This is a genomic window from Enterobacter sp. MALB-1 (genome assembly GCF_041021625.1).
Classification (GTDB): domain Bacteria; phylum Pseudomonadota; class Gammaproteobacteria; order Enterobacterales; family Enterobacteriaceae; genus Enterobacter; species Enterobacter oligotrophicus.
The window spans coordinates 4,383,924-4,407,946 of the sequence record NZ_JBDPJL010000001.1 but is presented as its reverse complement, the minus strand read 5'-3'; the positions used below and the strand labels follow the sequence as shown (position 1 = coordinate 4,407,946).

General features: G+C 54.7%; 24 protein-coding genes. 12 read left to right on the top strand and 12 right to left on the bottom strand.

Annotated elements, in window-relative coordinates; translation table 11 throughout:
- Window positions 1–248: 248 nt before the first annotated feature.
- The 6 genes from fdhD (at window position 249) to ABGB15_RS21075 (ending at window position 6,393) form a co-directional block, all read left to right on the top strand.
- Window positions 249–1,085 (top strand): formate dehydrogenase accessory sulfurtransferase FdhD, encoded by an 837-nt coding sequence (fdhD, locus tag ABGB15_RS21100; RefSeq protein WP_152082876.1) that lies wholly within the window; start codon window positions 249–251, stop codon window positions 1,083–1,085.
- Window positions 1,086–1,199: 114 nt separating this feature from the next.
- Window positions 1,200–1,412 carry a DUF1471 domain-containing protein gene (locus ABGB15_RS21095; RefSeq protein WP_152082877.1) on the top strand — a complete coding sequence of 71 codons (213 nt, stop codon included), beginning with the start codon at window positions 1,200–1,202 and terminating at the stop codon, window positions 1,410–1,412.
- A gap of 463 nt (window positions 1,413–1,875) precedes the next feature.
- The gene (locus ABGB15_RS21090; RefSeq protein WP_369064269.1) at window positions 1,876–2,583 is read left to right on the top strand and encodes a DUF1120 domain-containing protein; all 708 of its coding nucleotides are present in this window, start codon (window positions 1,876–1,878) and stop codon (window positions 2,581–2,583) included.
- Window positions 2,584–2,660: 77 nt separating this feature from the next.
- Entirely contained in the window at window positions 2,661–3,344 is a 684-nt protein-coding gene (locus tag ABGB15_RS21085) for a fimbria/pilus chaperone family protein (protein WP_215723767.1), read from the top strand.
- Window positions 3,345–3,376: 32 nt separating this feature from the next.
- Window positions 3,377–5,803, top strand: coding sequence for a fimbrial biogenesis usher protein (locus ABGB15_RS21080; protein ID WP_215723766.1), 2,427 nt, complete (start codon window positions 3,377–3,379; stop codon window positions 5,801–5,803).
- Window positions 5,794–6,393, top strand: a complete 600-nt coding sequence (locus ABGB15_RS21075; protein ID WP_152082881.1) for a hypothetical protein — start codon at window positions 5,794–5,796, stop codon at window positions 6,391–6,393. Before ABGB15_RS21080 ends, ABGB15_RS21075 begins: the two co-directional genes overlap by 10 nt.
- A gap of 39 nt (window positions 6,394–6,432) precedes the next feature.
- On the opposite strand, the gene ABGB15_RS21070 is transcribed toward ABGB15_RS21075, so the two are convergent.
- The gene (locus ABGB15_RS21070; RefSeq protein WP_215723765.1) at window positions 6,433–6,756 is read right to left on the bottom strand and encodes an AzlD domain-containing protein; all 324 of its coding nucleotides are present in this window, start codon (window positions 6,754–6,756) and stop codon (window positions 6,433–6,435) included.
- Window positions 6,756–7,415 carry an AzlC family ABC transporter permease gene (locus ABGB15_RS21065; protein WP_215723764.1) on the bottom strand — a complete coding sequence of 220 codons (660 nt, stop codon included), beginning with the start codon at window positions 7,413–7,415 and terminating at the stop codon, window positions 6,756–6,758. Before ABGB15_RS21065 ends, ABGB15_RS21070 begins: the two co-directional genes overlap by 1 nt.
- Before the next feature lie 102 nt (window positions 7,416–7,517).
- Between ABGB15_RS21065 and ABGB15_RS21060 the strand changes: the two genes are divergently transcribed.
- Both ABGB15_RS21060 and ABGB15_RS21055 read left to right on the top strand, forming a co-directional pair.
- Window positions 7,518–8,066: a helix-turn-helix domain-containing protein gene (locus ABGB15_RS21060; protein WP_215723763.1), complete on the top strand. Its 549-nt coding sequence runs from the start codon at window positions 7,518–7,520 to the stop codon at window positions 8,064–8,066.
- Between the two features lie 210 nt (window positions 8,067–8,276).
- On the top strand, window positions 8,277–9,215 hold the full coding sequence (locus ABGB15_RS21055; RefSeq protein WP_215723762.1) for an Abi family protein: 939 nt from the start codon (window positions 8,277–8,279) through the stop codon (window positions 9,213–9,215).
- 38 nt (window positions 9,216–9,253) lie between these two features.
- Here ABGB15_RS21055 and rhaM read toward each other — a convergent pair whose 3' ends face one another.
- The 9 genes from rhaM to rhaB form a co-directional block, all read right to left on the bottom strand.
- Window positions 9,254–9,568 carry an L-rhamnose mutarotase gene (gene rhaM / locus ABGB15_RS21050; RefSeq protein ID WP_215723761.1) on the bottom strand — a complete coding sequence of 105 codons (315 nt, stop codon included), beginning with the start codon at window positions 9,566–9,568 and terminating at the stop codon, window positions 9,254–9,256.
- A complete protein-coding gene (gene fucO, locus ABGB15_RS21045; protein WP_152082886.1) occupies window positions 9,565–10,713 on the bottom strand; it encodes a lactaldehyde reductase in 1,149 nt (382 codons plus the stop codon). The genes rhaM and fucO overlap by 4 nt, the downstream gene beginning before the upstream one ends.
- 32 nt (window positions 10,714–10,745) lie before the next feature.
- On the bottom strand, window positions 10,746–11,750 hold the full coding sequence (locus ABGB15_RS21040; RefSeq protein ID WP_215723760.1) for an ABC transporter permease: 1,005 nt from the start codon (window positions 11,748–11,750) through the stop codon (window positions 10,746–10,748).
- Entirely contained in the window at window positions 11,747–12,751 is a 1,005-nt protein-coding gene (locus ABGB15_RS21035; protein ID WP_215723759.1) for an ABC transporter permease, read from the bottom strand. Before ABGB15_RS21035 ends, ABGB15_RS21040 begins: the two co-directional genes overlap by 4 nt.
- Window positions 12,751–14,253: a sugar ABC transporter ATP-binding protein gene (locus ABGB15_RS21030; protein ID WP_215723758.1), complete on the bottom strand. Its 1,503-nt coding sequence runs from the start codon at window positions 14,251–14,253 to the stop codon at window positions 12,751–12,753. Before ABGB15_RS21030 ends, ABGB15_RS21035 begins: the two co-directional genes overlap by 1 nt.
- A 109-nt stretch (window positions 14,254–14,362) precedes the next feature.
- Entirely contained in the window at window positions 14,363–15,349 is a 987-nt protein-coding gene (gene rhaS / locus ABGB15_RS21025) for a rhamnose ABC transporter substrate-binding protein (RefSeq protein WP_152082890.1), read from the bottom strand.
- A 78-nt stretch (window positions 15,350–15,427) separates the two neighbouring features.
- Complete coding sequence (gene rhaD, locus ABGB15_RS21020; RefSeq protein ID WP_152082891.1) at window positions 15,428–16,258, bottom strand: rhamnulose-1-phosphate aldolase; 831 nt, start codon at window positions 16,256–16,258, stop codon at window positions 15,428–15,430.
- 95 nt (window positions 16,259–16,353) lie between these two features.
- Window positions 16,354–17,613: an L-rhamnose isomerase gene (gene rhaA, locus ABGB15_RS21015; RefSeq protein WP_215723757.1), complete on the bottom strand. Its 1,260-nt coding sequence runs from the start codon at window positions 17,611–17,613 to the stop codon at window positions 16,354–16,356.
- Window positions 17,610–19,079: a rhamnulokinase gene (rhaB, locus tag ABGB15_RS21010; RefSeq protein ID WP_369064268.1), complete on the bottom strand. Its 1,470-nt coding sequence runs from the start codon at window positions 19,077–19,079 to the stop codon at window positions 17,610–17,612. The genes rhaA and rhaB overlap by 4 nt, the downstream gene beginning before the upstream one ends.
- A gap of 301 nt (window positions 19,080–19,380) precedes the next feature.
- Between rhaB and rhaS (ABGB15_RS21005) the strand changes: the two genes are divergently transcribed.
- Both rhaS (ABGB15_RS21005) and rhaR read left to right on the top strand, forming a co-directional pair.
- Window positions 19,381–20,217: an HTH-type transcriptional activator RhaS gene (rhaS, locus tag ABGB15_RS21005; RefSeq protein WP_152082894.1), complete on the top strand. Its 837-nt coding sequence runs from the start codon at window positions 19,381–19,383 to the stop codon at window positions 20,215–20,217.
- 73 nt (window positions 20,218–20,290) lie between these two features.
- Complete coding sequence (gene rhaR / locus ABGB15_RS21000; protein ID WP_215723755.1) at window positions 20,291–21,139, top strand: HTH-type transcriptional activator RhaR; 849 nt, start codon at window positions 20,291–20,293, stop codon at window positions 21,137–21,139.
- Here rhaR and rhaT read toward each other — a convergent pair whose 3' ends face one another.
- Entirely contained in the window at window positions 21,140–22,174 is a 1,035-nt protein-coding gene (gene rhaT, locus ABGB15_RS20995; protein ID WP_215723754.1) for an L-rhamnose/proton symporter RhaT, read from the bottom strand. It lies immediately after the preceding gene.
- 288 nt (window positions 22,175–22,462) lie between these two features.
- Between rhaT and sodA the strand changes: the two genes are divergently transcribed.
- Both sodA and yiiM read left to right on the top strand, forming a co-directional pair.
- The gene (gene sodA / locus ABGB15_RS20990; protein ID WP_045343469.1) at window positions 22,463–23,083 is read left to right on the top strand and encodes a superoxide dismutase [Mn]; all 621 of its coding nucleotides are present in this window, start codon (window positions 22,463–22,465) and stop codon (window positions 23,081–23,083) included.
- A 195-nt stretch (window positions 23,084–23,278) separates the two neighbouring features.
- Window positions 23,279–23,953, top strand: coding sequence for a 6-hydroxyaminopurine reductase (yiiM, locus tag ABGB15_RS20985; protein WP_215723753.1), 675 nt, complete (start codon window positions 23,279–23,281; stop codon window positions 23,951–23,953).
- Window positions 23,954–24,023: the final 70 nt, after the last annotated feature.

Here is a 24,023-nt window from a genome sequence, read left to right as displayed (position 1 = left end):
AGCCTGTTCCAATGGCGTTAAAACAAAGTGAACGTATTATCACTGTATTGATTATAAAGTGTGATACTAATCACATTAATAACCCTGCATGTTAAAGGGGTGTAGCGGGTGTCGGGTTGCACCTCTCCCAAATGAGTAGGTAAACTTGATGAAGATGGGTGCTGAAAAGTTGATCCATACTATGCGTAAGGTCTGCGCTTTGTGATGCAATAGCAGGCTCACCTCCGTGGTTGTTCAGGAATACCGTTGTGTCTAAACAAAACCGTGCTACCTGCTCGTCGCCACTGCCTGCGGGCATCGTGGAACTGACGGTACACAGACCGCCTCACATTACCCATGCCACGCCGGATTTTCTGGCGGAAGAAGTCCCTGTTGCCCTGGTTTATAACGGCATCTCGCACGTGGTGATGATGGCCTCGCCAAAAGACCTTGAGTTTTTTGCCATTGGCTTTTCCCTGTCGGAAGGCATCATCGAGCATCCGCAAGAGATCTACGGCATAGACGTGGTTCAGGCATGCAACGGTCTTGAAGTGCAAATTGAACTCTCAAGCCGCCGCTTTATGGGGCTGAAAGAGCGTCGCCGCGCGCTGGCCGGACGTACCGGCTGCGGCGTCTGTGGCGTTGAGCAGCTCAACGATATTGGAAAACCTATTGTGCCGCTGCCGTTTACCCAAACGTTCGACCTGGCGTATCTCGATCGGGCGCTTGAGCATTTGAACGATGTTCAACCCATTGGCCAGTTGAGCGGCTGTACGCACGCTGCGGCGTGGGTGTTGCCGTCAGGGGATATTGCGGGCGGTCATGAAGATGTTGGTCGTCATGTCGCTCTGGATAAGCTGCTCGGTCGCCGTGCGCGTGAAAGTGACGTCTGGCAGCAGGGGGCGGCATTAGTCTCCAGCCGCGCCAGCTACGAGATGGTACAAAAATCAGCGATGTGTGGCGTAGAAATCCTGTTCGCGGTGTCGGCGGCAACCACGCTGGCGGTGGAAGTAGCAGAGCGCTGTAACCTGACGCTGGTGGGGTTCTGCAAGCCGGGAAGGGCAACTATCTATACTCATCCTCAGCGCGTAATTATTAATCAGTAATTTTGAAAGATATTAGCAAATCCTTCCGCTTTTAGTTGTTCATGATGAGGTCTAGTATTTATCTCAACAAGGCAAACCGCCTTATACAGACAACTAATTGAAAGGGTTTATATCATGAAAAGCATCAAAACTTTTGTCGCTGTAATCGCTATGGCTGCTTCTTTTGGTTCTTTCGCTGCACAAACTGTGACTGCGAGCGCCTCTACTCTTGATGGTGCAGAAGCCAAAATCGCTGCACAGGCCCAGGAAGCGGGTGCGTCATCTTACAAAATTACTCAGGCGTTCTCCGGTAACCGCGTACACATGACCGCTGAACTGAACAAGTAATAGAGCCTCTGTCCCTTGCTCTTCGGAGCAGGGACGGGTTTTCTTTAGCTACCTTCTGCTTAACTTTCTTCTGCATCCTCCTCCCAAAACAGCCATATCCTCCTGGTTAATCCTGATTAACAAAATAAAAGAAGTAAGAATCCGGTTTCATGTGTTATTTTTTGTTAACAAACAGCAGTTCCATAAATAAATTAAATAAATGGTCTGGCCAGTTAATTATTCATATTTTCACGGTGAATGTTTTATGCGGATATAAGCCAGTGTTTTTAGTTTTACATATAAAATAATTATTGTTGATCTTGAGAATTAAGAATTTCCCCAAGCGCTAATCCTAAAAAATTTTTTTGTTATTGATCTGATCTATTTGTGATGCTATTTTCCAAAATAATATTTTATGGTACCCCCTCAGGCCAAATAGTCACTATTTGGCATATTTTGTATTTCACTTTTATAAGGAAATTAAATGAACGCGATGTTTAAAAAAGGAATGCTGGCGTCCGCACTGGCTGTCATGGCGTCCTCTGCTATGGCGGCTTCCAGTGTAGATATTCAGGTGACCGGTAAAATCGTCCCCTCTTCCTGTACGCCTGCATTTATTAGCGGTGGTGGTATTGCCGATTATGGCACGATAAGAGTGGCTTCACTGAATCCCACTTCGGCTACACCATTGGCAGATGTTAAAATTATTCCTATTTCCATTACCTGCGAAGAGGCCATTCGCATTGCAGTTACGTTTAATGATGCCCATGCAGACTCAGGTCCAACTCAAATTTTGCCGACAGAATTTATTGATTCGGAATTTGGGCGGGAGGCGTACCAAACCGCAGGACTGGGTATGTACAATGGTAAGAAAATTGGTGCCTATTCATTAGGGATTCAGCTTACGCAAGGCGCTGTCACGAACGACGCTGGCGATGAACTGTATCCTACCTCATCGCGTAATAACGGAGCATCGTGGACAACAACAGGGGGAGAGCGCTATTTGAAAGTTAACACTGACAAAAGCGAATTATATTCCTTCAGTAACACTTTGGGCGGCGATCCTGTTGCACAAACGAAGGTTAATTTTAACGTAGGTGTCGCTGCGGTGATTAACCCAACTAACGATTTAAATATCACGGATGAAGCCACGCTGGACGGCTTAACCAACGTTGAGCTGGTTTATCTGTAATCTCCCCCACGCATCATGAAATACCAGACACCTCACTCCGGTGGGGTGTCATTTATCAATATTAATGGATTAATATTATGCTGCTTTTAAAGAGAACGCTAATCTGTGCCTGCCTGCTGGCCTCATTCAACGGTATGGCTGCCGGAATGGTGCCGGATACCTCGCTGCTTATTGTCAATGAAGACGAGCAGGGGGCAAGTATGGATGTCAAAAACACCGATGCTGAAGCACAGCTGCTTTACACTAAAATTATTGATCTCCCGGACGACCCAAAACCGGGCCTGATTGTCACGCAGCCGGTTGTGCGCGTAGATGCGGGTAAAACCCAGCGCGTGCGTTTTGTACTGAAAAGCAGCACTGAGCCGCTGAAGGTGGAACATTTCAAGCGCGTTATCTTTACCGCCATCCCACAGCGCGAAAAGAACAAAGTTAAAGTGGTGTTTAGTCAGAATCTTCCCGTTATTATTCATCCCACCGGGTTGGCGGTAAATATTGAGCCCTGGAAGGATCTCACCTGGCAGATTAAAAATGGCAACGTCACGGTAGAGAATAATACACCTTATGTTGTTCGGATGGAGCAAAAGGTGAAGTTATTGCCTTCAGGCTCTTTTGCGAAACTCGATAAGTCCTATATTCTTCCGGGCGAAAAAATGACAGCCAGCGCCAGCAATAAATTCTCTTCCACAGAGAAACAGGTCGAGATATACCCTGCGACTCGCTATGGATATAAAGCGAAAAGCTATATTGTCGAGCTGAAATAATAGCAATTTATTTAACAGCACATGGAGTAGTTATGTTAAAAAATTCCTGCAAAAAAGGATTGCTTGCGTTTTACCTTACTACGCTTGCTTTCAGTATTCGGGCAGAAATTAACCCAGCAGCGGATGAACCCATGGAGTTGGCGCGAGCGATATTTGATACCGAGGCCTTAAAAACCCAGGGACTTGATCCTGCTATTGCTGATTACTATTCCATGACTCCCCGTTTTACTCCCGGCTACCATAACGTAACCGTTAATCTTAACGGGAAAAGCCGTGCAATTATGCCGGTCAAATTTGACGAAGAAGGGACGCCGTGTATTGATAAAGATTTTCTTGAAAATGCGGGTCTGATTAAACAAATTAAGAGAGGCTCCTGTCCGAAGATTCATCAATACTGGTCCGGGTCAACTATACAGTCATCTCCTGATATAGAAGAGATTTCACTTGTTGTTCCGCCGGAAGCGCTTGACCCTAATTTTGGCCGTCAGTTCGCGGAGGTTCGCGGGGGGCGTGCGGCAATGCTGAATTACTCCATGTTCGGCACCCATAACCAATATGATGATGAAAATGCCGATCGTTTCCAGTCCACTTTTGAAATGGGCTTTAACGCCGGGGACTGGATTGTGCGCAGTATGCAATTCATCAGCGATGGCAGCGATCAAGATTTCGACGTCGATTCTCTTTATACCTATGCCCAGCGTACTTTTACCGATTATGGCGTGATGGTGCAGGGCGGTCAGATTAACGTGGCCAACAGTCGCTTCAGTATTCCGGGTATTTACGGGGTACAAATGATGCCGGATACCGCTCTTTTGCCTCAGGCTGGAACGGGTGTTGAAGTCAGCGGTATTGCTCGCAATCCTCAGGCGCGTGTTGATATCCGCCAGGGTGGGCAGCTTATTTACTCTACCCTGGTTCCCGCCGGGCCGTTCAATCTGGATGACGTGCCGCTTGCCAACCTCAACACCGACCTGAATGTGACGGTAACCGAAACTGACGGTAGCGAAAACCACTTTACCGTGTCGGCGAGCACCTTCCGCAGCAACCACGTGGGCCGTGCGCCTGGTTTTACGCTGGCGGTGGGACGTGTCGAAGATATGGTGGACTCGCGGTTTGAAAACCCGTGGGTGGTTTCTGCCAACAACGGCTGGTCCATCAACAAGCGAATGAATTTCCTGGCCGGCATGGTGATGGCGGATAACCACTATTACGGTTTCTCCGGCAATCTGGATACCGTTCCGATGCAGAACCTGTATGCCTCGCTCGGTTTTCTGGCGTCGATAGACAACCTGTCGCAAACGGATGGCAACAAAACGACGCTGGATTTGGGCTATTCACTGCCGTGGGGCATTGGCATTTCTCTGGGCGGCAGCTACGGCACGCCGGATTACCGTGAAATGACGGAGTTGTACGGTGACGACGACGATATGTCGCAAACCAAATACGACACCAACGTGGGTATCAACTGGTCCAACACCACGCTCGGCCGTTTCTCTCTCAGCTACTACCGCAATGAGAGCTGGAACAGCGAATACGACAGCCGCCGATTTATTTCATCCTGGTCACAAACGTTTAAATACTTCAACGTGAGCGTGAACTGGGAGTCGGATGTCAGCCGGAACGACAGCAGCGATGACGATCAATTCTATGTGAACGTGTCGATCCCGCTTGGACGTAGCGGCGTTAGCACCAGCTCCTGGTATCGGGAAAGTGAAGGCAGAAGCTCCTACGGCACGCGAGCAATGGGTTCATTAAACAACGAGAACCAGTATGTGGTTGGCGTCACTCAGGATCATGATGAAAACACCACCAGCTGGGATAGCTCGCTGAACAGCAATCTGCATTACACCAACCTTGCGCTGGCGGCAGGGGGGGATAACGACAACAATACCAACTATTCTGCGGCGTTGAGCGGCGGGATTGTGGCTCACAGCGATGGCGTGACCTTCTCTCCGTACCGTGTTGCCGATACGTATGCCATCGCCAAACTGGACAAGCCGGTAGCAGGTATCGAGATTGACACAACGCGCGGTGCGGTATGGACCGATAAGTGGGGCCAGGCGGTTATTCCAGCACTATCACCCTTCCGCGAAAGCACCATTGAGATCAACACGGAAAGTTTGCCTGGGAATTTGGACATAAGAAACGGCAGAACCGCAATCAAAGCGTCTCACGGTGCTGTGGCGAAGTGGGAGTTTGCGACGTTAAGCCAGCGTCGCGTGTTGCTCAGCATCAGCCGTGTGGATGGTACGCCGCTGCCGGAAGGCGTTTCCATCGTGGACGGGACGGGCGAGTACGTCACAACTGCGCCTGAAGAGGGTGTGATCTTCCTCAACGATATCTCCGCCAGCCAACAATTATATGCGAAGCTGGACGAAGGGCGTTGCAAGCTGACGTATACGCTTCCAGAGGCAGAACCGAATAAATTTTATGAAGAGGTCACAGGGAAATGTCTCTAAATAATGTTAAAAAATACATGATGTTAATCGTGTTGCTCTGCGGTGCGTCGGGTCTTCCGGCGTTGGCGCAAGCCGATGACGGCGACTGTGAAATGATGTCCGCTGTGAAGAAAGTTGACTACGGCCGCTATCGTAAAGAGGACATGCGTCAGACATCTGCCGAGCATGTCGGTAAAGTCTATAACGGCTATGCCTCAGTGACACGTGAGCTGCAGGTTTCGGTGATGTGCCCGGACGCGCGCAAAATGCGAATCACGGTTGATGGTGCCGCGAGGCAGAATATGGCGTACCGGTTTACGGATAAGGGTGCGATGAAGATCGAGTTTAAAGATGGCCGGGTCGACGGCAGTACGGTACAGCTGGCTGACGTCGATATCGGGGCGGTCGCCGTTCAGAACGGGTCCTCGCAGGTCACGCTGAAACCTGAAAAAGCGCTGGCTGCAGTGAATGGTGCGGAAGTGGCGGGAGAGCAATTCACCGCGACCATGATGATAACGACCTACCTGTCCGATGAAGCCTTCAGCGTCACCAACACGACGGTTTTTGAAGAGACGCTGACGCTTAACGTCGATACCCTTCCTGCGCATTAATCTCTCTGGTGCCCGGCATCTGTTTTGTCGGGCATCTCCTTACTGGATACCTGCCAGACGCAGCAGCGCTGTCACCACCGCAGCCGCCACGATCACCACAATCAACGGCATTTTTCGCCATGCCAGGAACACCGCAAACGCCACGCCCAACACCCGCGCCATTCCGGCGAAATGTTCACCTTCATAAAAGGTTGTTGCCAGCGCCACGGAAAACAGCAATACCGTTGCCGCATCGGAAAGCAGCGTCTGGGAGCGCTCAGACAGCGCCAGCCGACTCCCCAGTTTCGCTCCGCCAAGACGCATCAAATACGTCCCCGCAGAAAGAATGGCGATGCCGAGAATAAAGACCGTCATGTTTCCCATTATTTTTTCCTCGCGGCAAGGCCGAGTAAAGAGAGCAGAACCGGTAAACCCACCGGCGCAAACGGTACGGCGGCCAGCGACAACACCGCGCCGCTACAGGCGCGGATCAGCGTCGTGCGGTTTTTAAATGCGGGCACCACCAGCGCCAGCAGAATCGCCGGGAAGACCGCATCCAGCCCGATGGTTTCCGGGTCCGGCAACAGTTTACCAACCATCGCCCCCAGCAGAGCACCCAGTGGCCAGATAATCGCCACGCCTAAACCGCACAGCCAGTAGGCCGTTTTACGCTGTTCGGCTGTTTTTTGCGACAGGCCAAATACCACGCTTTCGTCATTCATGATGTGGCAGCCCAGGAAACTCAGGGCGCGATTGCCGACCAGTTCACGCACCGTCACGCCAAACGGGACATGGCGGGCATTAACCAGCAATCCGGCCGCTGCCGCTGCCAGCGGGTTACCGCCGCTCGCCACAATGCCGATAAACATAAATTCAGAAGCCCCTGCCAGCACGGTGATGGAAAGCACAAACGGCACCCAGATCGGGAAGCCGTAGGCCATCGCCAGCGAGCCATAAGACATCCCGACCACGCCCACCGCGAGGCAAACCAGGATGATTGCTTTTATCGTGTCGCCTTTCAGGCAGGAGAGGTGATGCTTCATACAATTTTAGCCATATCGAACGTATTTCCATTATAATGAACGCATCAGGATCGTTTTACAAGACGAACGATTCGTTCGATTTAAATAAAAAGAGGCCGTTTTATGACGCAGCCAATTAGCGTGATCGCCAAAAGTCTGGTGCGAGAACGCCTGCGAACCGGGCTTTCACTGGCGGAGATTGCCCGCCGTGCCGGGATCGCCAAATCTACGCTTTCGCAGCTGGAGTCCGGCAACGGTAACCCGAGCCTGGAAACGCTGTGGTCGCTTTGCGTGGCGCTGGATATCCCTTTCGCGCGCTTGCTGGAACCGCAACTGCCGACCACTCAGGTGATCCGCAGAGGTGAAGGGACGAAGGTGGTTGCCGGGCAAGCTAACTATGAGGCTATCTTGCTGGCGGCATGTCCGCCAGGTGCGCGTCGTGATATCTATCTGTTGCTGACCCAACCGGGGGCGGACCGCATCTCTCAGCCCCATCCGCCAGGATCGGTTGAGCACATTATCGTAACGCAGGGGCGGGCGGTAGTCGGTTTGCTCGACGCACCGGAAGAGCTGGGAGAAGGGGATTACATTTGCTATCCCGCCGATCGGCCGCATATCTTTAAGGCGCTGGAGCCGGATACGCATGCACTGCTGGTGGCGGAGCAGAACTGAGGTATTTTCTATCCTCAAAAATGACGAAACCCACCAGAGGTGGGTTTCATAAATCGCTTTGCCTATGATGTACGCAACTAGAACCTATGAAAAGGGGAAGTAGACAGTACAGGCTGTTGGGGACAGATACTAAAGGTTGATTGTTTCTCCGTCAACCGTTTCTTCAAGCATATGGTATGCTTTAGCCCATCGTTATGGGAGTTTCAACAAATGCCGCAAGCGACTAATTATGCGCCGATTGTATCGCTGATTTCATCAGTACGCCTCGATAGCTACCGGACTACTTTCCGGCCGACCGATGAATGCGAACTCTACGGTATGTATATTTGGTCCCAGCATGCCGCAGCTTCTATCTATCCGTTACTTCAGAATCTGGAGATTTCGTTAAGAAACGCCGTAGATAAAGAAGCCAGAGCGAGATTTGGCGAAATGTGGTGGGATCGCATTCAATGCGCGAAAGATCGGGATGAATGTCATTTCCATAAAAACATAGAGAAAGCCAAAGACTGTTTAACCCGCGAATGGCGTAAAAAAGAGTTGAGACGTCGGCGAGGCAATCGCCCACAAGCGCAGCCCATCCCTGTTTGGTCCCATGACCAGATTATTGCATCGACTGATTTTAGTACCTGGCATTATGTCTTAAATAATGAATATAGCGCCCTGGCACCGCGTGAGAACCAGCAGTATTTATGGCCTAAATCATTGAGTAAAGTCTTTAAAAATTACGCGCGAATCAATCCTAATCCGCAAAAAGTCAGAAAAGAGCTGATCGATCTCCTCTTTGAACTGAGAGAATACAGAAACCGTATCTCCCATCATGAACCTATCTGGGTTAAAGCGCCGAATGTGAATGATGCAAGAACCGCCATTGATACGATTCGGGTCAAGATAAATAAGATTGAGCTTGTCATTGAAGCGCTGGATATCAACCTGCTTAACATCATGAGAAAAGTGGGTTTGTTTGACAATGCCAGGCGAGTTTGTTCAGTAGAAGAGTTAAATATTTATCGTTATACCAAACCGTATTGCGCGCTAACGCCTGAGCAGATTTCAGTGATAGATCAGCAGTGTCGGGATGCGAAAGAGAAAAACGAAACCATCATATGGGAGCATAATGCTGCCGTGTATGGGTTGAGGGCTTTACGCTAGATGCAGGTGACACGTGCTATGCGTCACCTGCTCTGCTATTACGCTAAATAAAACACCTCTTTCAGCTCCGCACTTACCGGGCTGTTGTCCGGGTTAGACGGCATCACCTCGCGCATATGTTTCCACCAGCGCTGGCACACGTCGGTGTTCGCTACCGCATTCCAGCGCTCTTCCGATTCAATCTCAACGGTTGCAAACAGCAGGTTGCGAGCCTTATCGAGATAAATGGCGTAGTGATGTGCGCCGTGGTCTTTCAGCACCGCTTCCAGCTCAGGCCAGACAGGGTTGTGGCGACGCTCGTACTCTTCGTGCGCGTCCGGGTTTACCTGCATCACAAAGGCTTTACGGATCATAATGCCTCCAGATACAGCTCGCGGACCTCATCGCGGCTGGCAGTGCGCGGGTTGCACGGCGCACACGGGTCGGCGAGGGCTTTATCCAGCCAGCCTTCAATATCCGCTTTCGTCACACCGAGCTGGCTGAAACCGGACGGAATGCCGACGCGGGCGCTCAGGTCGCGAATTGCCTGAATAGCCGACATACTGGCCGCTTCATCGCTCATCCCACGTGTATCGACGCCCATCGCCTGCGCGACGCGGGCAAAACGGGCTACCGCGTTCGGACGGTTAAAGTTTTCGATGATCGGCAGCAGGATGGCATTGCACACGCCGTGCGGCAGGTTGTGCGTTGCGCCCGGCTGGTGCGCCAGCGCATGTACCAGCCCCAGACCGGCACTGTTAAACGCCATGCCCGCCAGATACTGACCAAACGCCATCTGTTCACGCGCTTCAAGGTTGTGGCCGTCGTCGACCGCTTTCGGCAGCCAGAGAGCGATCAGGCGAATCGCTTCCAGCGCGTTAGCGTCGGTCAGCGGGTGCGCGCCGACGGAGACATACGCTTCAATGGCGTGGGTTAATGCATCCATGCCGGTTGCGGCGGTGACAGAGGCAGGAATATCCAGCATCACGCTGGCATCATCCACGGCGATATCCGGGATGATATTCGGGTCGATGATCACCTCTTTCACCTGTCGTTCGGAGTCAATAATCACCGCGTTGCTGGTCATCTCCGCCGCCGTACCTGCGGTGGTGTTAATCGCCACCAGCGGCACGCCTGCGTTTTTCACTTTGCCGACGCCGGAGTAAGCGGTCGACGGACCCGGATTGGCGGTGAGGATTTTAATCGCTTTGGCGGTATCAATCGGGCTGCCGCCGCCAAAAGCGATCACGTAGTCACACTCCGCGTCCTGATATGCTGCAAACCCTTTTTGCACTAGCGCTTCCGTCGGGTTCGGAAACACCTCGTCAAACAGGTGATATGACATCTCATGCGCGTCCAGCGCGGCAAACAGGCTGTCGAGCAGGCCCAGTTTCACCAGTTGGCCGTCGGTGACAATCAGCGCTTTGCCCCACTGCTTGTTCGCCACCAGGTTGACCATATCGCCGATTGCGCCCGCACCGTGCAGGCTGATTTTTGGAAGTGCCAACATAAAGCTCATGATAATTCTCCTTAATATTGATATTGCGAAACTCAAATCCGTCTTCGTTGCATCACCCGGCGGGTAATAATCGGCAGCGAAATCACCACGATCAGCATTGCGCCGATAATCACCGACATCACAATGCCGGGCACGTTAAGCAGGCTCAGGCCAAAGGTCACCAGACCCATCAGGAAGGCGGCGATAATCACGCCCACCATGCTGCCGGACCCACCAAGAATATTGACGCCGCCGAGCACCGCCATCGTCACCACCGCCAGCTCCCAGCCCATCGCGATCGTCGGGCGGGTACTGCCCAGACGCGAGGTGAGCAGCACCGACGCCAGGCCGGACATCAGCCCCACCAGCGCGAACAGGATCAGGTTGTGGCGCTTAACGTTGATGCCGGAGTACCATGCCCCGGTCGGGTTGTTGCCGATGGCGTAAGTGCGGCGGCCAAAGTTGGTGCGGTGCAGCACAAAGGCAAACACAGCGGCCAGCACGATAAACAGCGCAAACTCAAACGACAGCGCGCCCCAGACGTAGCCCTGGCCGAACCAGGCGAAACTCTCCGGGTAGGCATTCAACGCCTGATCGCCGAGCAGGATGTAGGTGATCCCACGATACAGGCTCATGGTGCCGATGGTGATGACGATGGACGACAGGTTAAAGCGCGTTACCAGAATGCCGTTGAACAGCCCGCACAGCAGCCCGACGCCTAATCCCACGCACACCAGCAGGGGCGTATCGACGCCTGCGGCCGCACAAAAGCCCATTACCGTCGAGCTGAGCGCGATGGTGGAGGCTACCGACAGGTCAATTTCACGGGCGATAATCAGCATTGCCATTGGCAGCACGATGATCGCTTTTTCGGTGAAGTTGAACGTCGCATCGGAGAGGTTCCAGATATTGAGGAAGTAGGGCGAGGCGAGGGCGTTGCCCACGAACACCGCCAGCGTCACCGCCAGCAGGAAGCCTTCCCAGCACAGCAGGCGCTGGAAGATGCCCGTCTGAGCAGGCACGTTTTTGATCTCTTCAGTGGTCATCATTTTGCTCATGATTTCACCGCCAGTTTTTGACGTGCCAGCGCTGCATCGCGCAGAATCAACCGACCTTTACGTTTGTTGCCGCGCTCGTTGAGCAGCACCGCAATCACAATCACCGTGCCGGAAATCGCCATTTGCCAGAAGGGTGATATGCCGATCACCGGCAGGGCGTTATTGATTACGCCGAGGAACAGCGCGCCAAACAGACAGCCGAGTACGCGCCCGGTGCCGCCCATGGTGCTGATCCCGCCAATCACACAGGCTGCCACCACCTGCAGTTCAAAACCGTTAGCTACGTCGACATACGCAACGGCAAAGCGTGAAATCCACAGATAGCCGCAGAAACCGGCCAGCAGGCCGGAGAGACAGAAGCTGACGAACTGCATTTTTCCGGCGTTGATCCCGGTGTAGTACGCCGCCATGGCGTTGCCGCCTGCGGTGTAGAGTGCGCGTCCGGTGCGGCTATAACGCAGGAAATAGCCCACCAGCAGCAGCACGGCGATGGCGCACCAGCTCAGCACCGGTAACCCCAGCACTGAGGCACGCGGCAGGCCGAGGAAATCTGCGCCCATCTGGTTGGAATTCACCCAGCCGCCGCCGGAGAGCAAAAAGATAATCCCGCGGTAGATGCTCATGGTGCCCAGCGTCACCACAATCGCCGGAATGCCCAGTTTCCACACCAGCAGGCCGTTAATTGCGCCCATCAGCAGCCCCAGCGCACTCGCCAGGATCAGCAGCGCCCAGACGGGCACATCCGGATAATGGAAGTTAATCAGGGCGACGATCATCCCGGTCAGCGCCAGGTTGGCCGCCATCGACAGGTCGATGCCTTTGGTCAGCAACACCATCATCTGACCGAGTGCGAGGATGATCAGAATCGAGGTGTCGTTAAACATCTCCACCAGGTTGCCCGGTGAGATAAACGACGGCACGCGGCTGCCGATAGCGGCAACCATTAATACAATTACCACGCCCAGCAAGGCTTCGCGGTGTTTTAACAGTTGATTAAGCATTATGCCGCCTCCTGTTTTGCACCGCTGGCGGCGCTGACGATGGTTTCCGCCGTGGCGTCGCCCGCCTGGTATTCGGCCACCATCAGCCCTTCATGCATCACGATAATGCGGTCCGCCATGCCCATGACTTCCGGCAGTTCGGACGAGACCATGATCACCGCCAGCCCCTGGCTGACCAGTTCAGACATAAATTGATGAACGGCCGCTTTTGAGCCGATATCGATGCCTTTTGTCGGCTCATCGAGGATGATCACGTCAGGATGCGTCGCCAGCCATTTACCGATAACCACTTTTTGCTGGTTGCCGCCGGAGAGGGTTTCCACCGCCTGCTTCCAGCTAAAGGCTTTCACCTGCAGGCGTCTGGCGTACTCGTCTGCCAGCCGCCATTCGCGGTCGTCGTGCAGTACGCCGTTTGGGTTGAGCCTGCTGAGCTGCGGCAGGCTGATGTTCTGGGCGATCGGCAGCTCGATAATCGCCCCCTGTTTCTGCCGCTCCTCCGGCACGCAGACGATACCGGCTTTGATGGCATCCGCAGGCTGGCGGAAATGCTGTGGTTTACCGTTAAGGACAATATCACCCGACGATGGCCGTGTGACGCCGGAAAGCGCTTGCATCAGTTCGGTACGCCCGGCCCCGACCAGCCCGTAAAAGCCGAGAATTTCACCTTTACGCAGTGTAAAAGAGATATTGGCGAACTCGGTGGGGTGGCAGAGATTTTTCACCTCCAGCACCGTGTCGCCTTTTTCACAATCGACTTTCGGGAAGGTCTGGGTAATGGCGCGCCCGACCATCATCGACACCATCCTCTCCTCGGTGATCTCGCTTATCGACCCTGCGCCGACGAACACGCCGTCGCGCAAAATGGTGTAGTGATCCGCCAGCTCGAAGATCTCGTCGAACTTGTGGGAGATAAACAGGATGGCTTTGCCTTCCTGCTTTAAGCGCTCAACGATTTGATAAAACTCCAGAATTTCGTGCTGCGACAGCGCCGCCGTGGGTTCATCGAGAATAACGACCTGCGCATCAAACGACAGTGCACGGGCAATGGCAACCATGTGGCGCTGGGCGATGCTCAGGGTTTTCAGCGTTGCGCGCGGGTCGATTTGCACCTCCAGGCGAGTGAGGATCGCCTGCGCCCGGCGGTGCATTTCCTGCCAGTCGAGCTTCCTGAAAAAGCCTTTGTGGAGGTACTGACCGACAAAGATATTTTCGGTGACCGACAGTTCATCGAACAGGACGGTTTCCTGGTGAATGGCGGTGATACCGATTTTATGTGCTGATTCCGGCGTCGGGAGGTGAACAGGGATCGCTTTGTAGAGGATTTCCCCCTCGTCAGGCGTGTAAATGCCGGTCATCACTTTGACCAGCGTCGACTTGCCCGCGCCGTTTTCGCCAATCAGGGCGGTCACTTTGCCGGGCCAGAGCGCCAGCTGCACATTCTCAAGGGCACGCACGCCGGGGAATACTTTGGTGATGCCAGAAAGCTGTAGCAATGGGGTCATGATAGTTCTCCGTAGTATTCCCTCTCCCCTCGGGAGAGGGCTAGGGTGAGGGGAAATGCGGCCTGATGCCCTCACCCCGGCCCTCTCCCACAGGGAGAGGGGGAAAGGATCAGAAAATCTTCGAGAACTTATCAATATTGCTGGCATCGTAGACGAACGGCTCGGCCATCGCGCCGTTGCCATCGGCATCCAGCTTCACTTTGCCCAGTTTGCCCATGCTGGCTTCGTCTTTCGTGGCCGTGCCTTTTACCAGATCGTCCGCTAAATAGGTTGCTGCATAGCCCAGATCAATCGGGTTCCAGATGGCAAAACTCTTGCTCGCGCCGGACTTCACCGCGCCCGCCATTTCAGACGGCAGACCTAAACCGGTGACATACACTTTGCCAATCTTGCCCTGGTCTTTGACCGCCTGTGCAGCGGCCACAATGCCAACAGACGATGGCGAGACAATCACTTTCAGGTCCGGGTAAGTTTTCAGCAGACCGACCGCTTCGCGGTAGCTTTTGTCAGAGAGATCGTCGCCGTAGGCCACGGTCACCAGATTGACGGACGGGTACTTCGGCAGCACCTTTTTCATCTCCGCAATCCAGGTGTTCTGGTTGGTGGAGGTTGGCGTCGCGCTCAGCACGGCGACATCGCCTTTCTCCACGTTCAGCGCTTTCAGCGCATCGGCGGCGAGCTTAACGTTCGTTTCGCCAATCAGCGCGTTATTGGACGGATTCAGGTGGATCTGTCGTCCGGCTTTCGCCACGCCGGAATCCCAGGAAACGACCTTAATGCCGCGCTGCATCGCTTTTTTCAGCACCGGTACCAGCGCATCGGGATCGTTCGCCGAGATAGCGATCGCATCCACGCCCTGGGCGATCAACCCGTTCAGCACCTCGATCTGCGCCTCCGCCGTGGTGGTGGTCGGGCCGGTATAAATCACTTTTACATCGCCTAACTCTTTGGCTGCCTCCTGCGCGCCAACGTTCGCTGCCTCGAAGAATCCATTTCCTAAGGACTTCGCCACCAGGGCGATTTTGACTTCTGCTAAAGCGGAACCGGACAACGCCAGAGCGGCAACGGTGAGGATCAAGCTTGTCTTTATATTCATTGCTTTTACTCCACATGAGTTAGTTGTAGGGATTGCAGGTGGTTTTCGCCCCGTCTCAATGAGCGGGGCGCGATGTTGTTATAGGTACAGATCTAACGCCGATTGCATTGGGGTAACGCCAAAACGTTTACCCAGTGCGATCAGTTCTTCACGAGTGATGGTTTGCTTCATGCCGCCCATGGAGTACACCTTCACCAGCACTTCGGCGGATTTCTCGGCGGTGTCGATCAGGCCGAAGGTTTCATCCAGCGTCGGGCCGCTGCCGAACACGCCGTGGAACGGCCACAGCACCAGTGAGTGTGTTTGCATATCTTTGGCGGTCGCCTGGCCGATCTCGTCCGTGCCTGGCACCATCCACGGCAGAATGCCGACACCGTCCGGGAACACTACCAGACATTCGGTGCTGCCTTCCCACAGTTTGCGGGTGATGAAATCCGAGCTGTTTTCCAGCACGTAGGTCAGGGCAATCAGGTTGGTGGCATGGCAGTGCATGATCACGCGGTCTTTACCATTGGTCGCCTTGATGCGCTCGCAGTGCGAGAGGAAGTGTGCTGGCAACTCAGAGGTTGGCACCGCTTCATCCGTCAGCCCCCAGAGAATGTGGTAGCCCGCGCCGTCGCTGTCCACTTTTACCACACCGAGGTTGGCCTGAGGATCGAGCTGTACGTTGCGGAAGAACTTGCCGGAACCGGTAACGATAAACGGCGTGTTAGCAAGCAGCGGCATCGGCTGGCTCAGCGCGATATAGCGCGGCTTCTGGTGAAAATCGGCGGCGAATGGCTCGATATCTGCGTCATCCAGGCGTAGCGTCAGGTTGCCGCCGTTGCGCTCGTCCCAACCTTTCAGCCAGGCGTCGGAGGTGGCTTTAATCATGCCCTGGACGAACCAGGAATTGGTGATGGTCTGCATACTGTGGTTCCTTTGAAAATGCCGGGTGGCGCTACGCTTACCCGGCCTACTCTTACCTGTAGGCCCGGCAAGCGAAGCGCCGCCGGGCGATGTTTTTACTGACGAGCGGCGAGAACGTCTTTCTCATACGCCCGCACGTTATCCAGCCACTGGCTGCCCGCCGGGGCGTCGTGACGCTGGCAATACATCTCCCACACCGCCTGCCACGGCAGGGATTTCTGCTCTTCCAGCAGCGCCAGACGCGCGGTGTAATCGCCGTTTGCTTCCAGCTGTTTCAGCGCAGCAGTTGGCTCCAGCAGCGCGCGCAGCAGGGCTTTCTTCATATTGCGGGTGCCAATAACCCACGCTGCGATGCGGTTGATGGAGGCGTCGAAGAAGTCGAGGCCAATGTGAACGCGGTCAAACAGGTCATGACGGATGATTTCGCTGGCAATCGCCTGGGTTTCGTCATCCAGCAGCACCACGTGGTCGCTGTCCCAGCGTACCGGACGGCTGACGTGCAGCAGGAGGCGCGGCACATAGAGCATGGCGGCAGAGATTTTGTCGGAGATCACTTCCGTCGGGTGGAAGTGGCCAGCATCCAGGCACAGTGCGGTCTGGCGGCTGGTGGCGTAACCCATGTAGAACTCGTTTGAGCCGACGGTGTAGCTTTCCGCGCCAATGCCGAACAGCTTGCTCTCTACGGCGTCGATGTGGTGCGCCGGGTCCAGTTTTTCGCTGATGGCTTCATCCAGCGCGGCCAGCAGACGCTGACGCGGGGCCAGACGGTCAACGGTAATATCTTTCATGCCGTCCGGGACCCAGATATTCATCACCGACGGTGTGCCAAGCTGCTCGCCGAAATACGCCGAGACGCGGCGGCTGGCTTTCACATGGTCGATCCAGAACTGGCGGATTTCATCGTTCGCATGAGCGAGGGTAAAGCCGTCGGCACTCAGCGGGTGTGAGAAGCAGGACGGGTTAAAATCCAGCCCCAGCTTGTTGGCCTTCGCCCACTCCACCCAGTTCTTAAAGTGCGCCGGTTTGATCTCGTTACGCGCGACTGGCTCGTCGGATTCGAGATAAATCGCGTGCAGGTTCAGACGTTTTGGCCCAGGGATCAGGCTCAGCGCCAGCTCCAGGTCGGCACGCAGTTCGGTGGCGTTGCGCGCTTTGCCTGGGTAGTTACCCGTCGCCTGAATGCCACCCGTCAGGGAACCGCCTGGGTTCTCAAAACCGGCGACATCATCGCCCTGCCAGCAGTGCATGGAAACAGGCAGGCGGTCGAGCTGGCGCAGCGCCTCTTCGACATCCACGCCGACGGCGGCGAAACGCTGTTTTGCCAGGTCCCAGGCTTGTTCTAATTGAGTGGTCATGCGCAAAGCTCCTTAGTCAGTCGTTTTTGCTGAAATTGCGCCCGATAGCGGGCAATTTCATGGCAGGGATTGGGTGTGAAGGTGGTCAGGCTGCTGTTCGCCGTGACTACCGAGCGGAAATCGTCAACGCTGGAAAGTTCGTCCAGGGTCATTAACTGAACGCCGATATTACCGAGCGTGGAGGCCTCTACAGGGCCCGCCACCACGGTGATCCCGCAGGCATCGGCGCAAAGCTGGTTCAGCAGCTGGTTCTGGCAGCCGCCGCCTACGATGTGCAGCTTGCTGAACGGCTTGCCGCGCAGGTCGGCCAGCTCGCTCAGTACATCGGCATACAGCAGGGCCAGGCTGTCAAAAATGCAGCGTGCCAGTTCGGCCGGGCTGGACGGCACCGGCTGTCCGGCCTCGAAACAGGCTGCCTGGATCTCAGCGCTCATGTGCGCCGGGTTGATGAAGCGGTCGTCGTTCGGGTTGATCAGGAATGTGCAGGCCTTCAGCTTTTCGGTCTCGGCGATAAGCGCAGGCAGGTCGGTGATGTTCTGCTCTTTCAGCACCCGCTGGAGCAGCCACAGGCCCATGATGTTTTTCAGCACGCGATAGCGGCCTTCCGCGCCGCCTTCGTTGGTGATATTCGCGGCCAGAGCGGCATCGCTGGTGTACGGAGTTTTACTCTCAAAGCCCATCAGCGACCAGGTGCCGGAAGAGAGGTAGGCCGCGTCTTTGTCGGCGAGCGGCGAGGCAATGACCGCACTGGCGGTATCGTGGCTGGCGACCGCGACAACAGGAATTTCGTTCCCCTGCGGGCAAATCCACTGACCGATCACATTACCCGGATGGGTCGGCGTGCCGAACCAGGAAGGCGATGCCCCCGTCCAGGCCAGCAGATGTTCATCCCAGTTATCGGTGTTGATGTTAACCAGTTGGGTGGTGGTGGCGTTGGTGTATTCCCAGTTCAGGTTGCCGGTCAGGCGGTAGCTGAAGTAGTCCGGGATCAGCAGCGCATGCGCCACGTTCGCAACCAGCTCCGGCTGCTGTTCAACCAGCGAACGCAGCTGATACAGCGTATTGAACGGCAGGAACTGAATGCCGCTGCGCCCGTAAATGTTCTCTTTACCGAGCTGCGCGATGGCGTGCGCCATCACACCCTCGGTACGGCTGTCGCGGTAGGAGACGGGCAGGCCGACGCGTTCGCCGTTTTCGTCCAGCAACACATAGTCCACGCCCCAGGTATCAATGCCGATACTGTCGATACGGATGCCGTCCTCACACACTTTCTGCAGCCCGGTGCGGATCTCCGCTTCCAGGCCATCGATATCCCAGCTATCAAAACCGTCCTGCTTTTTCAGGCAGTTAACGAAACGATGCATTTCACGAAGCGAAAGCGTGCGCTGGTTACAGTCCCAGGTGGCGAGCATTACACGGCCGCTGGATGCGCCTAAATCGACAGCCACACAATGGCGAGAAGTCATGGTCGGGTCCTTCTTGAAGTCATTAGCCGTGAGTGTAAGAAAGGGAAGAAAAAGCCACCTTCTCGCCACTGACAGCCCAAATCCTGCGCTGGCAAGAAAGCAAAGATGAACGTGAGGGAGTTCACAGTTTCCAGTAATGACGGGGTTTGCGGGCAGTGTGACGCTTACCGCATTTCCTGATCTTTCCATCCGTTTCTTGAAAAACGGACAGGTTTTGCGAGGTTTGTTGCCGAAAATTTAAGGTGAGGATGAGGGGCCTTAATTACTATTTTGAGAACATTTCTCATTGGTGGGGGCCGTTATGACCGTACTACACAGCGTGGATTTTTTTCCTTCGGGAGGTTCGCCTGTCGCGATTGAGCCACGGCTCCCTCAGGCAGCATTTCCAGAACATCATCATGATTTTCATGAAATTGTGATTGTTGAACACGGCACGGGCATTCATGTCTTTAACGGCCAGCCATATACCATCAGCGGCGGCACGGTGTGTTTTGTTCGCGACCACGATCGGCACTTGTACGAACATACCGACAACCTGTGTCTGACCAACGTGCTCTATCGCTCCCCGGATGCGTTCCAGTTTCTTTCCGGGCTGAACCAGCTACTGCCGCAGGAGAAGGACGGGCACTATCCGTCGCACTGGCGAGTGAACCAGTCCACCTTACAGCAGGTACGCCAGCTGGTGAGCCAGATGGAGAAAAGCGAGGACGGGCAGGAGACGCACGCCATTGCCACGCGCGAGCTGCTGTTTATGCAACTGCTGGTGCTGCTGCGCCGCAGTAGCCTGGTGGAAGGGCTGGAAAATAACGACGCACGGCTCAACCAGTTGATGGCCTGGCTGGAAGACCACTTTGCCGAGGACGTGTGTTGGGAAACGCTGGCGGATGATTTTTCGCTGTCGCTGCGCACCCTGCATCGCCAGCTCAAGCAGCACACCGGGCTGACGCCGCAGCGCTACCTTAACCGTCTGCGGTTAATCAAAGCGCGCCACCTGCTGCGTCATACCGATGAAAGCGTCACGGATATCGCTTATCGCTGCGGTTTCGGCGACAGTAACCACTTTTCAACGCTGTTTCGCCGTGAGTTTAGCTGGTCGCCGCGTGATATTCGCCAGGGCAAGGATGCGTCACTTCAGTAACGGGAGGGCAATCACCGTTTTTTTACGGCAAAAAGGCTAATAATGTCAGGTTATTCGCCGTTGAGGTTGTGGTGTGGCTGCTCAGTTAATCCTTCGCAAAGATGATTTTTTTGCCTCCGCCGGGCAAGCCGTCGCGGTGGCGGATCGCTATCCGCAAAACGTCTTTGCTGAGCATACCCACGAGTTTTGCGAGCTGGTGCTGGTCTGGCGCGGCAACGGGTTACATGTCCTCAACGATCGGCCCTATCGCATTACGCGCGGCGATCTGTTTTACATTCGCGCCGAAGATAAACACTCCTACGCCTCGGTTAACGATCTGGTTTTGCAGAACGTGATTTACTGCCCGGACAGGCTCAAACTCAACGTCGACTGGGCGGCCAGTATCCCCGGTTTTAACAATGCGCACGGTGCGCCGCACTGGCGCTTAAGCAGCAACGGCATGACGCAGGTGCGTCAGGTGATTTCCCAGCTTGAACAGGAGAGCCAGAAGAGCGACCCGGTCGCCAACCCGATGGCGGAGCTGCTTTTCGCCCAGCTGGTAATGACCCTCAAACGCTATCGCTATGCCACCGATAATCCGTCTGCCACGGCGCAGGAGGCGCTGCTGGATAAACTGATTACCACGCTTGCGGGCAGCCTGAATAAAAGTTTCGTGCTGGAGAAATTCTGCGAGCAGGAACAGTGCAGTGAACGCGCGTTGCGCCAGCAGTTCCGCACCCAGACGGGAATGACAGTGAACCACTACCTGCGTCAGCTGCGCATCTGCCACGCCCAGTATCTGCTGCAGCATACGGAGCTGATGGTCAGTGAAGTGGCGATGCGCTGCGGCTTTGAGGACAGTAACTACTTTTCGGTGGTATTTAACCGCGAAGTGGGGATGACGCCGGTTCAGTGGCGTCATCGCAGTCGAAAGGCAGCGTAATCAGTTCGCCATGCCGAGGCCGACGATGTTGGCGGCAATAATGATCACCACGCAACCCAGGCTCAGCACGCCCACCGGACGGCGTCCGGCGTTTTTCCACTCTTTGAGCACCAGCCCAACCAGCCCGCCGCACAGCACATAGAAGCTCATGTGCAGCATCCAGCTCATGTAGTCATACTGCGCCGGAATGCTGGCGTGGCCCCAGGCATAGAAGAAGAACTGCAGATACCACATCAGACCGCCCAGCGCTGAAAGCAGCACGTTGGTGATGATCAGCTGTTTTGCCAGTGAGAAGTCGGCTTTTACCGACAGGTTCTTCACTTTTGCCAGACGAATGAAGCAGAAGCCGAGGTTAACCAGTGCGCCACCGCCCATGATCACCACATAGCTTGGCAGGGCAACGTATAATGGGTCGACGCCCAGCGCGGCGGCGGCTTCATGCATCGGTTTGGCGGCGTTCATGGCAAACGACATGCCCGCCGAGAAGATACCGCACATGACTGCCAGCATCAGGCCTTTCTTCAGGTTGAAGTCTTCCGCCCTGATGCCCATTTTGCGCTCTTTCAACTGGCCCGCACGGGTAACGATACCCACGCCGATCACCGCCACCAGCACGCCCAGCAGCGTCATGCGCCCGCCTTCGGTGTTGATCAGCACGTCGAAGTTGCCGTTGAGAATGGGCGTCATCAGCGTACCGACGATCAACGTAATGCCAATCGCGATGCCGATACCCATCGACATGCCGAGGTAGCGCATGGTGAGGCCGTAGTTGATGTTACCGATGCCCCACATCGCGCCGAACAGGAAGACCGGCAGCAGGGTGGAGGCGCTAAAGGAGGAGAAATAGCCCCAAAAATCCGGGAGCAGCATGGCGCTAATGGTCCACGGCAAAATCAGCCATGACACCGTACCGCCAACGGACCACATGGTTTCCCATGACCAATGTTTAACCTTTTTAAACGGGGCATAGAAACAGGCTGCACTGGCTGCGCCTATCAAATGCCAGAAAATACCCATCGTAATCGCATGATTCATTTTTACATCCTCATCGTTTTTATAGTCGGTGGCTTCCCGCCGACTTGATGAGTGTAAAAATTAGGCGGTTTGGGAACCTTCAGAAGGTTGCCGCACTTTTGTTCCTGATGGCAATCAGCACGTTAACCGCGTGAGCAGACTCACAATTTCGGCATTAATCGAAAAACGAATAACCTTATAAAAACTACGGCATTGATAATCATTTTCAATATCATTTAATTAACTATAATGAACCAACTGCTTACGCGGCATTAACAGCTGTGCCGCCCGACACTAATGGAGAGGATTATGAGTTATACACTGCCATCCCTGCCGTATGCCTACGACGCACTGGAACCGCATTTCGACAAGCAGACGATGGAAATCCATCACACTAAACACCACCAGACCTACGTGAACAACGCGAACGCCGCGCTGGAAAGCCTGCCAGAGTTCGCTAACCTGCCGGTTGAAGAGCTGATCACCAAACTGGATCAGCTGCCAGCGGACAAGAAAACCGTTCTGCGTAACAACGCTGGCGGCCACGCTAACCACAGCCTGTTCTGGAAAGGCCTGAAAACCGGTACGACCCTGCAGGGCGACCTGAAAGCGGCTATCGAGCGCGACTTCGGTTCCGTAGATAACTTCAAAGCGGAATTCGAGAAAGCCGCTGCAACCCGTTTCGGTTCTGGCTGGGCGTGGCTGGTCCTGAAAGGCGACAAGCTGGCGGTGGTTTCTACCGCTAACCAGGACTCCCCGCTGATGGGTGAAGCGATCTCTGGCGTATCCGGCTTCCCAATCCTGGGCCTGGACGTGTGGGAACACGCTTACTACCTGAAGTTCCAGAACCGTCGCCCGGACTACATCAAAGCCTTCTGGGACGTGGTGAACTGGGACGAAGCAGCAGCGCGTTTCGCCGCTAAAAAATAAGGTTGCATTGACGCCTGTGAGAAGCGAGTCTTATGACTCGCTTTTTTTGTATCTGTATACCCGTCATACTTCAAGTTGCAGGTGCGTTGGCTGCGCTCGCTCACCCCAGTCACTTACTTGAGTAAGCTCCTGGGGATTCACTCTCTTGCCGCCTTCCTGCAACTCGAATTATTTAGGGCATATAAAGGAGTTGCGATGCATTACCCGGTGAATGTGTTTACAGGCAAGGTAAGGGAATACGACGGCAGCCGCCCAAGCGCCATCGCCAAAGTTCAGGTTGACGGTGAGCTGACGTTAACCGACCTCGGGCTTGCGGGTGATGAGCAGGCCGAAAAGAAAATCCACGGCGGGCCGGAACGCGCGCTGTGCCACTATCCTCGCGAGCACTATCAACACTGGCTTTCTGAATTCCCCGAGCAGGCGGATCTGTTTGTCGCCCCCGCGTTTGGCGAGAACCTTTCGACGGAAGGGCTGACGGAGAAGAATGTCTTTATCGGCGATATCTACCGTTGGGGCGATGCCCTTATTCAAGTGACGCAGCCACGCTCGCCGTGCTTCAAACTCAACTACCATTTCGGTATTCAGGATATGTCTGCCCGGCTGCAAAATGCGGGCAAAACCGGCTGGCTGTACCGCGTGGTGCTGGCAGGGCAGGTGTCAGCGGACGCGCCGCTCGAACTGGCGTCGCGCCTGAGCGATGTCTCTGTGCATGAAGCCTGCGCGATTGCCTGGCATATGCCGTTTGACGATGAGCAGTATCATCGCCTGCTGTCGGCGGCGGGGTTATCGACCAGTTGGACAAGAACGATGCAGAAGCGGCGTTTAAGTGGGAAGATCGAGGATAATTCACGGAGATTGTGGGGAAAGTAGCCCTCCGTAGAAAGTAGGCCGGGTAAGGCGAAGCCGCCACCCGGCTTTTTTGCCTCTGCGCCTGTTATTG

Excerpts from the sequence above, each read along its gene's own strand:
- ABGB15_RS21095 (WP_152082877.1), top strand. The coding sequence starts at position 1,200 with ATGAAAAGCATCAAAACTTTTGTCGCTGTAATCGCTATGGCTGCTTCT.
- ABGB15_RS21090 (WP_369064269.1), top strand. The coding sequence starts at position 1,876 with ATGAACGCGATGTTTAAAAAAGGAATGCTGGCGTCCGCACTGGCTGTC.
- ABGB15_RS21085 (WP_215723767.1), top strand. The coding sequence starts at position 2,661 with ATGCTGCTTTTAAAGAGAACGCTAATCTGTGCCTGCCTGCTGGCCTCA.
- ABGB15_RS21080 (WP_215723766.1), top strand. The coding sequence starts at position 3,377 with ATGTTAAAAAATTCCTGCAAAAAAGGATTGCTTGCGTTTTACCTTACT.
- ABGB15_RS21075 (WP_152082881.1), top strand. The coding sequence starts at position 5,794 with ATGTCTCTAAATAATGTTAAAAAATACATGATGTTAATCGTGTTGCTC.
- ABGB15_RS21070 (WP_215723765.1), bottom strand. The coding sequence starts at position 6,756 with ATGGGAAACATGACGGTCTTTATTCTCGGCATCGCCATTCTTTCTGCG.
- ABGB15_RS21065 (WP_215723764.1), bottom strand. The coding sequence starts at position 7,415 with ATGAAGCATCACCTCTCCTGCCTGAAAGGCGACACGATAAAAGCAATC.
- ABGB15_RS21060 (WP_215723763.1), top strand. The coding sequence starts at position 7,518 with ATGACGCAGCCAATTAGCGTGATCGCCAAAAGTCTGGTGCGAGAACGC.
- ABGB15_RS21055 (WP_215723762.1), top strand. The coding sequence starts at position 8,277 with ATGCCGCAAGCGACTAATTATGCGCCGATTGTATCGCTGATTTCATCA.
- rhaM (WP_215723761.1), bottom strand. The coding sequence starts at position 9,568 with ATGATCCGTAAAGCCTTTGTGATGCAGGTAAACCCGGACGCGCACGAA.
- fucO (WP_152082886.1), bottom strand. The coding sequence starts at position 10,713 with ATGAGCTTTATGTTGGCACTTCCAAAAATCAGCCTGCACGGTGCGGGC.
- ABGB15_RS21040 (WP_215723760.1), bottom strand. The coding sequence starts at position 11,750 with ATGAGCAAAATGATGACCACTGAAGAGATCAAAAACGTGCCTGCTCAG.
- ABGB15_RS21035 (WP_215723759.1), bottom strand. The coding sequence starts at position 12,751 with ATGCTTAATCAACTGTTAAAACACCGCGAAGCCTTGCTGGGCGTGGTA.
- ABGB15_RS21030 (WP_215723758.1), bottom strand. The coding sequence starts at position 14,253 with ATGACCCCATTGCTACAGCTTTCTGGCATCACCAAAGTATTCCCCGGC.
- rhaS (WP_152082890.1), bottom strand. The coding sequence starts at position 15,349 with ATGAATATAAAGACAAGCTTGATCCTCACCGTTGCCGCTCTGGCGTTG.
- rhaD (WP_152082891.1), bottom strand. The coding sequence starts at position 16,258 with ATGCAGACCATCACCAATTCCTGGTTCGTCCAGGGCATGATTAAAGCC.
- rhaA (WP_215723757.1), bottom strand. The coding sequence starts at position 17,613 with ATGACCACTCAATTAGAACAAGCCTGGGACCTGGCAAAACAGCGTTTC.
- rhaB (WP_369064268.1), bottom strand. The coding sequence starts at position 19,079 with ATGACTTCTCGCCATTGTGTGGCTGTCGATTTAGGCGCATCCAGCGGC.
- rhaS (WP_152082894.1), top strand. The coding sequence starts at position 19,381 with ATGACCGTACTACACAGCGTGGATTTTTTTCCTTCGGGAGGTTCGCCT.
- rhaT (WP_215723754.1), bottom strand. The coding sequence starts at position 22,174 with ATGAATCATGCGATTACGATGGGTATTTTCTGGCATTTGATAGGCGCA.
- sodA (WP_045343469.1), top strand. The coding sequence starts at position 22,463 with ATGAGTTATACACTGCCATCCCTGCCGTATGCCTACGACGCACTGGAA.
- yiiM (WP_215723753.1), top strand. The coding sequence starts at position 23,279 with ATGCATTACCCGGTGAATGTGTTTACAGGCAAGGTAAGGGAATACGAC.